General features: G+C 52.9%; 8 protein-coding genes. 3 read left to right on the top strand and 5 right to left on the bottom strand.

All coding sequences use genetic code 11. The features are described from left to right. Positions 1-315 precede the first annotated feature (315 nt). Positions 316-3,090 (top strand): hypothetical protein, encoded by a 2,775-nt coding sequence (locus GRX64_RS03810; protein WP_166263864.1) that lies wholly within the window; start codon positions 316-318, stop codon positions 3,088-3,090. A 120-nt stretch (positions 3,091-3,210) separates the two neighbouring features. On the opposite strand, the gene GRX64_RS03815 is transcribed toward GRX64_RS03810, so the two are convergent. The 5 genes from GRX64_RS03815 to GRX64_RS03835 form a co-directional block, all read right to left on the bottom strand. Next, positions 3,211-4,134: a M14 family metallopeptidase gene (locus GRX64_RS03815; protein ID WP_166263865.1), complete on the bottom strand. Its 924-nt coding sequence runs from the start codon at positions 4,132-4,134 to the stop codon at positions 3,211-3,213. 343 nt (positions 4,135-4,477) lie between these two features. Further along, complete coding sequence (locus GRX64_RS03820) at positions 4,478-4,960, bottom strand: VOC family protein (RefSeq protein WP_166263866.1); 483 nt, start codon at positions 4,958-4,960, stop codon at positions 4,478-4,480. A gap of 77 nt (positions 4,961-5,037) precedes the next feature. Further along, positions 5,038-5,421 (bottom strand): VOC family protein, encoded by a 384-nt coding sequence (locus GRX64_RS03825; protein ID WP_166263867.1) that lies wholly within the window; start codon positions 5,419-5,421, stop codon positions 5,038-5,040. A 530-nt stretch (positions 5,422-5,951) separates the two neighbouring features. Further along, positions 5,952-6,287 (bottom strand): hypothetical protein, encoded by a 336-nt coding sequence (locus GRX64_RS03830; RefSeq protein WP_166263868.1) that lies wholly within the window; start codon positions 6,285-6,287, stop codon positions 5,952-5,954. A gap of 118 nt (positions 6,288-6,405) precedes the next feature. Further along, positions 6,406-7,200, bottom strand: a complete 795-nt coding sequence (locus tag GRX64_RS03835) for a hypothetical protein (protein ID WP_166263832.1) — start codon at positions 7,198-7,200, stop codon at positions 6,406-6,408. Between the two features lie 399 nt (positions 7,201-7,599). Here GRX64_RS03835 and GRX64_RS03840 point away from each other — a divergent pair, with 399 nt between their 5' ends. Both GRX64_RS03840 and GRX64_RS03845 read left to right on the top strand, forming a co-directional pair. Continuing rightward, positions 7,600-8,052, top strand: a complete 453-nt coding sequence (locus GRX64_RS03840) for a hypothetical protein (RefSeq protein WP_166263869.1) — start codon at positions 7,600-7,602, stop codon at positions 8,050-8,052. 66 nt (positions 8,053-8,118) lie between these two features. Then, the coding region (locus GRX64_RS03845) for a hypothetical protein (RefSeq protein ID WP_207308722.1) at positions 8,119-8,505 on the top strand (387 nt) is incomplete at its 3' end.

The following is an 8,505-nucleotide window of genomic DNA, read 5'->3' on the forward strand; positions in this document are numbered from 1 at the left end:
CTCGTGCACCAGAAAAACGGCCGCCACGGTTACTGCGTTTACGGGCATGAGTTTGAGTGCTAGCCAAGCCACACGCGCAAAATAAATCCGCTCCGATTTTCAGTTTGAGCAGAAGTTTATAAACGAGCGCTAGAATTTTAGTTGACTATAGCAATGATTTGCTAATCGACATTGTTTAAATATTAATATACTGTCGCCTGAGGCTACACCGGATTACACGCGGGGTGTAAACCCCACAAAGTCATCGCCGGGCCGAAATGCGCAGTGACGCGGCTTACATTCCTCGTGTTAAAGGGAGGGATGGAGGAATACGTTATGGTATTCAACTGCCGTTTCTTTCTTGTTGGCGTCATTTTCTTCACCGGGTGTAATGACGACGTCACCCGGGTGACGCAGGTAATTCATGATGACTCCGCTAATCCACAAACAGACCCCCCACTTCCTGCCGAACCCCCGCCAGACCTTGAAGGCTCGCTGAAATCGCTCGGCGTTGACACCAGTGACACGGCTCGGCTGGATGACCAGGGAGTCCCATATCCCGTTAGCTATAGCCCTCTGGGACCGGTGGCCGTGGTGCGTGAGATAGACGTGCCGGTCGAATCGTCAGATACCGGTGAAACGGTTAAAGACTATGTTGTAGGTCGGGCACCGGAATTGTTTCTGGGGGGCGTCCGCACTGAGAACAATACAGGCGCCTACCTGACCTGGATAGACGACATTGCCGAAGGCAATGTCATCGCTGGTGCCACGGTCCCAATCTTTCTGTATGAAGAGGTGCTGCCCGAGCCGCAGTGGCCAGCGGAAGATTACAACGATCAGGCAGGTGCCGTAGACGATTTCATTGTGCGCGGGACAAGACGGGACGCGACGGCATTTGACAGCAATGGTAACGGTTTTCAGGAAATGGCAATCGTGTATGTCGAGGGCAATAACGCCCCGGGAAATGTCAGGCTCCGAGTTCTCGACGCAACAACACCGGGAGCGTCTCCTGTTGATGTCAGTATTCCCGTCGATCCGCGCTATCTGCCGGTCTATGATCTTCGAGCCGCCAGTATTGATTTCGATAACGATGGTGTCGAAGAAGTGGCATTCGCAATCAGCCGACAACCCCTGCCGGGCGATGTCGCAACCCCGGTGGGCATCTACATACTGGAAGACCAGACCGGTGGCTACGCAATCACCCATGAACACCACCTGCCCTTTACCAACGCGCTCACCGGGCCATTCGTAACGCTGGTATTCAAAAGCGTGAAACTGGATCACGATGGCATTGCTGAACTGGTGCTTGTGGCCAATGAAAACCTCGCCTCCAACACCTTTGCCTCACAATACTTTGCATTCGAGGTGATATCGACGTCGCTCTCGCAGATTGCCGGTGGGCCGATTGTCGCCCGTATAATCAATGACGACGGCAGCGTAACCACCCACCCACTCGTTGTCGCCGACGTTACTGGGGGCGATCTTGATGGCGACGGCGTTGATGAGCTTGTTTTCGCGGGCCTTGAGGAAGTGATCCAGAACTGTTCAAGTGAGCAAACCAATGGAGCGGGCCTGAAGCATCTGCTGGTGGGTCTGGGCAATCGTTTCAATGACTTCGAGCAGATCGGCGCCAGCCGGTATTTCAGCGTACCGGACGGCTGTGATTTCGCTCAAGGCATCAATTATCGGTTCGTCCACACCAACCTGCTGGATTTTGACGGGGATGGGGATACCGACATTCACGCCAATCAATACGTATTCGAATCGTTTGAACAGCCCAACGCCAACCAGCTTCCCCTGCTCGTGACGGGTGTCGCCGATCGCAATTTCATGACGGTTGACGGTCAGGCAACCCGGTTTGATCGCAGTAACACGGTCATGACCGTTAGTGACCAGACGGGTGACGGCATCGATGACATCATTCATATGAACCTGCTGGCAGATAACGACGTCAGTTCAGGCCTGCAGGTTTACGGATGGAACCCTGACCTTATGAGGGCGGAACGCGTGTCACGGGTTCCCTTGTTCGATGGTGACACGCTGGTCAGTGGTCTTAAAAATCCCATTCTGGTTGCCGGGGACGTGGATAATGACAATGTCGCCGTGTACCAGTTCACCGGCGAGCATTTTCTCGATTTCACCGAACCCGTCATTCTGGCGGCCCTGGCAGCCGCTCCCTGCAAGCGAGATATTGGCCAGAACACCGGTGCCTGTTCCACTAGCTGGGGCAGCGCGCAAACCGGAGCAGCCGGGCGGAATTTCGCCGTGTCGGTATCGGGCTCCATAGGCTATGGCGTCGGAGCCGCGGGCGGCGGCGGTAGCTTCAAGTTTCTGGCCAAGCTGAATGTTGAGGCGACGAGACAGATCAGCGAATCCTACGAGCTGACCAAGTCACGCACATTCAGCACGGGCCCTTTCGAGGATGGCGTTATATTCACCTCGGTGCCGCTTGACCGCTACGTGTATCAAAAAACCGTCGCTAAAATCCCGGACGACGGATTTCTTGGCGAAACACTCTACGTCAATCTTCCCCGAGACATTGATATGCGGATGGTCACCCGGCGCTTCTATAACGCCAGCCTGACGGACAATGGCGAGAATGAACCGCTGCGTATCGACGAGGAGGTGTTTCAGCACGTAGCGGGCGATTTGAGCACTTACCCGACGGAGCAGGAAAAAGACGAAATACTTGCCCGCGAACAATCCATTATCAACGATGCACGACGAATCGATGCGGTAGGCGACGACCGGTTTGATCCGGTTGTAGCACTCGGTGGGTTATCGATTGGCCCTGTTTCTGTTGGCGAGGGCAACGGCGCAACCGAGCTGGGGCTTGAGTACTCCGAGACGTTGGGTGAGGCCAACGCGTTGGAACTGGGATTTGAATTCGAAGCGGAATCACTGTTCGGCGGAGCCTGGTCAATGTCCGTCGGTGCCTCCGCGCGCCGGGAGCTGACCGTTTCACACGGTGATGCGTCGTTGTTTTCCGGCACTGTCGGCAGTCTGTCTTCGTCCAATTACGCTGACGAGGGTTACCAGTTTGGCCTCTTTTCCTATCTGAAAAGGCTGGGTGACCAGGAGTTTGAGGTGATCAATTACTGGATAGACTGACTGCGCCAGGTTGTTCAGAAAATGAATCGCAGTACCAGAGGTCAGGTCCAGGGGTTTGTTAACCAGGCGTCAGATCAAGGCCAAGGGGCAAAAGCCAGGACCTGACCCATTTGCCCTTCCCTACTGGTGCGCCAGCGCGTAGTCGATTGCTCCACACACCGCAGTGGCCTGCGCGGTATTGCATTGCTCGGGCGTCGCACGGGGGCTGTCGGGATAGACCTCGGTGGTGGTTTTGTAGGGGGCGTTGGTAACACTGGCGCACAGCCCCAACTGCTTGAGCGGGTACTGGATGACACCCCGAGCGACCACCGGTGAGCCGAAAATCTCGCCGCTGTCATCGGCCGGAGCGATATGAGTGACCCGCTCCACCGCCTCAATCATCGCCTGCTGGAATTCAGGCTGCGGGTTCTCGCTGTCATCGACCAGATAGAAACCATCAGGAATCCCGCCCGGCTCGAACGGCTTGCCATCACGGGCAGCCAGCGCGGGGCGAAACTCGGTTTCGTCGGTATCGGTGGTCTCGTGCAGGTCGATGTGCATCACTGCACGGTCGCAGACGGGCGCCACCAGTCGCATGAGTGCCGCCGACTCCTGAGCCAGACTGCCCTCGCGGAACGAGCGATTCGGGTCGACCGCGTTGGCGTTCCAGCGATGGATGCGCTCGTAAGCCCAGGGACTGACACAGGGCGCGACCAGCAGGTTGACACGGCCCGCGTATGCCGCCGCATGCTGATCGACGAACTGCAGCGCGCCGTGTACACCGCTGGTTTCATAGCCATGCACTCCGCCCGTTACCAGCACGACCGGCAGATCGTTACGCCAGTCGCGGCTACGGATCGCCATCAGCGGATAACTATCGGGGCCATAATCCAGACGACCATACTCTTCCACGTCGAAGCGCGAGCGCAGGCGCTCGATCACTGTGACCACCTCGGACTCGTAGCTGCGTTGACGGGTCTGTCGTGACAACCACTCGGCGCGTTCTGCTTCACCCCAGGGAGCGCCCGGCCTGCCGATTGGATAGAGTGCGGGAGCCTTGTTCATATTACTTTTTCTCCAGTGATGGCCAATGCAGGTGGGCATTCTAGCATCCGCGCCTGAGCGCGCAATCGGGCCTGATCTCGCCTCAGGACAGCCCCCGCGCTACCGCAGCGCCTCCTCAACCGATGACTTTTCAACACCCCGTAACAAATCCGCAGGGGCCAGGCTGATTTAAACTAAATCATTTTGGTCAAAAATAACCCGATCCAATCCCTATGGTTTCCGGCCTCTATAGTTCCAAATTAGCTCCGATATAGCTCCGCCCCATCGCTTCTCTAGGAAGACCATAAATCCATTCACCATAGTCCCAACTACGGTCAAAACCCCCGCGGCCCGTCTACACGCTTTAACCGCGGTGGGCCGCTTCGATTGCAGCAATGTCGATCTTTCTCATCTCCATCATGGCATCGAATGCGCGCTTGGCTGCAGCGCGATCGGGATCGGCTATCGCAGCGCTCAAAGCCAACGGGGTAATCTGCCAGGAGAGGCCCCATTTGTCTTTGCACCAGCCGCACTCACTCTCTTCGCCACCATTGCCGACAATCGCGTCCCAGTAACGGTCCGTTTCTTCCTGATCAGACGTGGCAACCTGAAACGAGAAGGCTTCACTGTGCTTGAAGGCAGGCCCGCCATTCAGCCCGAGGCAGGGAATGCCCAACACAGTAAACTCGACGGTCAAAACATCCCCCTGCTTCCCGGATGGAAAGTCTCCCGGGGCATGATGTATTGCGCCAACCGATGAATCGGGGAAAGTCCTGGCGTAAAAACGCGCCGCCTCCTCAGCGCCGCCATCATACCAAAGACAAATCGTGTTCTTCGCATGCTTCATCGTGTCACCTCTCCTTGTTTACACGACCTGGCGTCGCTGTGACCGATCCTGCACAGCTGGCCTGCGGTCGCCAGGTACTATCCGCCGCTGCCATAAGGCCGGGTAATGATCTCAAGCAAGTGTCCATCAGGGTCTTCGAAATACACTCCGCGTCCACCATCATTGCGATTAATTTTCCCGGGCCGGCGTTGACCGGGATCGGCCCAATACTGCAGCCCTTTGGTAGAGATACGGGCAAATACCTCATCGAATTCTGCTTCGGTTACCAGGAATGCGTAGTGTTGTGACGATATTTCGCCCTCAGTGTCGAGAAAATCGAGCGAGACGTCGTTTTCAACCTGCACAACGAGGAAGGGTCCAAACGTGGTCGGTTCAGGCAAACCCAGGATGTCCGTTAGAAACCCCGCCGACTGTTGTTTGTCCTTACACCAAACGATTGTATGGTTCAGTCGAATGCTCACCTTAGAGGCACCTCTTACTCAATGCCCAAAAGCCTTTATGCCAACTCCATTATATAGCCCAAACGTGCGTTTTCGATAACAGCGGACCGCCAACGTGCACGACGAATATGTAGACCGGGCAATACTCCGGACAGCCGTCTCGCTACTCCTGGGCCCGTTCTTTTCGGGTAGGTGCTTTGAGCCAGCCCAGACTAGCTGAGCGAGCATAGCGTTCAGTTAAAAGCAGACGACAACGACGGGGCTTCAACCGGGAGTGAAAGACGATTCTGCGCCCGCTTCATATTAATCACCGATTGACTGGACTCTGTTTTTCAACCGCCGTCGGCTGATCACGCTGTCTGAGCAGTGATCTGCAGCACAAAGCCGGATTTATCCTGATTTCCGACCTTGTTTCCATCAGGGTCACCGGTGTTAATGGTTCTTCCGAAGTCCCGGACTGTGCATGCTGTGCCGTACCCGGCATTGAGTCAAAAGAGGCATAAAATAAATCTGTCCCGGTTTATTGGATGAGGACAAAACTCATCATTTATTTACCTCAAGGGAGTAACACGCCTTTTCGCGTCGCAGAAAAACTCTTTTTCTTTCTTCATTTTTTGGCGAACAGAGCCAGTTTGATGCTTGATGTCGTAGCCTAAATCCCAGCATTGGACTGCAAAGTGCCACTGGGCGTATCGACGGCAGCCTTTCCAGTCGAGCCCGCTATACTTTTTACAAACACTATTTTCTACGATTCTTCCGTTATTCGCGGTTTGGTAGCTGAAGCGGTAGAACTCGGGAGGATCGTCCGCCAATTTTGTTCCAGCCCATGCGGACTCCAACCCTAAAAGTAGCGCTACAAAAAACGGCACTGCCGTGGTTTGTTTCAATTTTGTTTCCTTTGGCAATGGGCGAAAATAGATATGTCCCGCTTTATTGCAGTTTATTGAACTGCAACTATTTGGCTCTAGCCTGGCATTTCTCTGAATTCAAACTTCAAAAAGTTGGCTAGTAGGGCCATCGTTTTGGAAGATCTCCATTGGCATCAACAATTTTGCATTCAAACCAGTTTAAATCGAGCTTAAATGTCGGGCCTTCGCGCAATTTGATGTAGCTTCCAAGCGAGTCCATCCACTTCTCGGCCTGTTCCTTCGTTACGAAGCCAAAGCCGTGGCAGATATAATTGCCGGACATTAAAAACCAGCGCTTTCTATTACCTTTTTTCGTTTGATCTTGAATGATCGACTTGTTACCAAGATTGCCCGTTCTCAACTTGTTTTCTAACTCAAAAATGCCGGGATGATGGTCGAACCTTTCTTCGGACCAGTCGAGATTTTCAAAGCGGTTTACCCTTATCCAAGGGTTATCGAAGCGCGGCTTATCTGAACCGATAAATTCCACTCGATCCCCAATCAGATTATGGGTACGAAAACATTCAGAACTCTTAGAATTCCAGTAGTCAACCAGTTGTTCAGCTAACTGAAATGGAAACTCTTTGGGCTCTGTATCAATCCAATACCTAACTTGATTTCTATGGGGCTCGAAACAAGTTATCGAACCTCGGTATTTGATTGCTCCAAAAGGAAGTGGTGGCATTGACCTCGATGTTTCAGCAAAAGCTTGGCCAAATACTTCATCAATGCTTGGGCCACCGATCAGTCCCGCTGTATACAGCGGGTTAACGTTATCGTCATCATCCCAATCGTCTGACGAATCTGCATTACCGCGGCCTCCGCCAGAAGGATTACCAGTTGTGCTGGGCCAGTTGCCGCCCTCATAACCTTCACTTGAATTCCGTCCCATTTGCACCTCCATTTTCGCTAGATTCAGTCAAATCCCTGATGCGGGACCTTCGAGCATACAGTGGATAAGTTGAAAGGTGAAAACTCAAATTCATACAGCTTGCCCGAAACAGGATCACCACAAATATTGGTTTAGTAGTCCCAGTCCCCAGGGATATATTCCTGCCCCCCACAAATATATTTCTAGCAAAGGGGCTCCGCCACCGGCTATATAGTCAAGTACATCTGCAAGAACATCGATGGCGAGTTTCAGGAAGATGGCCAGGACGCTGAAGACTGGTACGGCAACCTGACCAAAGACGTTGCGACTCGTGTTCGGGCCTGGGCGAGTATTCACAATATCCGTCAGTTTCAGCAGATCGGCGGGCCGCCTGTGACCGTCTGGCGGGAGTTGCGCCGATTGGCACACGCGGATGATGAACTTGTAGAGAGTGCCCGAATTGCCGCGGACAAAGGCGACTGGGCCGAATTCATCGAAATCATGAGCGGCCCCTGTGCCAAACGAACAGACCAGCCCATCAAGACGGCTAAATGGCTGGAAGTGGACGAAGAAACCGGAGAGTACCTTGACTGCCCTGTTAACCAGTACGGCGAGCCCTCTAAAGGCAAGCTGTTTGGATTATTCGCACAGGGCCGTTACTGGCTAACACGGGTATTTCGGTGGGAAGTGAAGCGGCCTAAAAAAGAGAACAGCTCAGTAACGACTGGTGTTGAGTGGTTGAATAATCTCGCGCGGTTAACAAATGTCCGCGAAGCGACAGAAGCGGAAATTGCCGCACTGCCTGATGACACCGCCTATACCTGGGAGAAGCGGAATGCTGAGATTTGTCTACCCTTGGAGTTCTGTCAATAACTGTACGGAACCAATATCCATATGTAGACTACAGACCGACTAAACTTAAAGGATGAAGTTGATCTTATGCTTGACCAAACGTTTTCTGCCAGAACATTGCATAGACTATGTTCAGTTTCCGAAGTCGTTGAATTTGGCTTGGGCGGAAAAACTGATGAACAAATACATCAATTTGAGGAAATGGCTAGAAAAATCAATGACGACGACTTTGAATTATCTGAATTCAAATGCTTTAAAAGAAATGGAAAGCCTGTTTATAAAGCAAAGAATAAAACCGATCACTTTGCAATCAAAAAAGCCAATGGGAATGTTAAAAGAATATTTGGCGTTGCGAGTTCCGACAGGCGATTACTAGTAAATCAAATAAAGGTCCTGCTGGAGGAAAAATCGCCTTTCCATTTAGTGAAAGTAGATATCTCTTCATTCTTCGAGTCAGTTGATAAAAAAGTGTTA

Source organism: Marinobacter caseinilyticus, from assembly GCF_011074955.1.
Classification (GTDB): Bacteria; Pseudomonadota; Gammaproteobacteria; order Pseudomonadales; family Oleiphilaceae; genus Marinobacter; species Marinobacter caseinilyticus.